Source organism: Bacteroides sp. CAG:633 (assembly GCF_000435115.1).
In the GTDB taxonomy this organism is placed as follows: Bacteria; Bacteroidota; Bacteroidia; order Bacteroidales; family Bacteroidaceae; genus Bacteroides; species Bacteroides ndongoniae.
In genome coordinates this window covers 1-1115 of record NZ_FR883114.1, presented here as the reverse complement: position 1 = coordinate 1115, position 1115 = coordinate 1, and the positions used below count along the sequence as shown (strand labels likewise).

Annotated in this window: 1 protein-coding gene; it reads left to right on the top strand. The window is 48.3% G+C overall.

Going from position 1 to position 1115, the window contains the following annotated elements:
- Positions 1 to 351 precede the first annotated feature (351 nt).
- The gene (locus tag QVP67_RS11760; protein WP_288180161.1) at positions 352 to 1083 is read left to right on the top strand and encodes a YjbH domain-containing protein; all 732 of its coding nucleotides are present in this window, start codon (positions 352 to 354) and stop codon (positions 1081 to 1083) included.
- The last annotated feature ends 32 nt before the right edge of the window (positions 1084 to 1115 follow it).

Genomic DNA, 1115 nt, shown 5'->3' with positions numbered 1-1115 from the left:
GGAGGAGCGGATTGAGGATTGAATCGGTGATAATCTGCGTAATCTGTGGTGAATAAGGTTGAGGGTTGAGGGTTTAAGGTTGAGGGTTACATACAAGTTATTTTTTAATCTGTGAAACTCTGTGTCCTCTGTGGTGAATTAAGGTTGAGGGAGGCTTAAATTAAAAATTAAAAGTGAAAAATTAAAAGTTTGGAGTTTAGCGTTGAGAGTCGAGGGTTGAGGGTTGAGAGTTGAGGGTTTAGAGTTGAGAGTTTAGCGTTTAGGGTTTAGAGTAGTCAATGTATTGGTTCTAACTTCTTTAACTTCTTAACTCCTTAACTCCTTAAAATAACGATTGTGAAAAAAATAGATATTTATAGAATAGTGATAGGGCTGTGTCTGCTGATGCTGGGAAAGACGGCGGGGGCACAGGAATATAGCGGCATTACGGGCATGGTGCATGTGCCGACGGCGGAAATGGCTCCGGAGGGAGAAGCGCGGATAGGCGTGTTCTTCCTGAACAGGGAGTTTACGCCGGACAACCTGAAATGCGAGGGAGCGAAGTATCATACGGCTGATTATTTTCTGGCCATCACGCCGTTTCCGTGGATTGAGCTGTCGTACACCTGTACGCTGATGAAAGGTATCAGCAATGCGGGGGAAGTGGGCTATAACATGAAGGACCGCTACTTCTCGGTAAAGGTGCGACCGCTGAAGGAGGGAAAATGGTGGCCGGCAGTAGCCATTGGTACGCAGGACCCGGGAAGAACCATCGAATCGTATGAAGGGAACCTGACGTACTTCCAGAACTACTACGTGACGGCCAGCAAGCACTTCGTGAAGCACGGGCATGAGCTGGGGGTGCACCTGGCTTACCGCTACTTCCGCGACACGACTCCCAACCGGAAATGGAAAGGAGTGGCGGGAGGCATCACGTACCGGCCAGCATTTGCCAGGAATTGGCGTGCCATAGCTGAATATACGGGTAACGAGGTGAATGCGGCGGTGGACTGCAAGCTGTGGAAGTATCTGTTCCTGCAGGCATCGCTGCTGAATGGGAAATATTTCTCGGGAGGGATGTGCTTCAAGATACAGTTGATGTGAGAAAATGAAGAATGATGAATGAAGAATGAAGA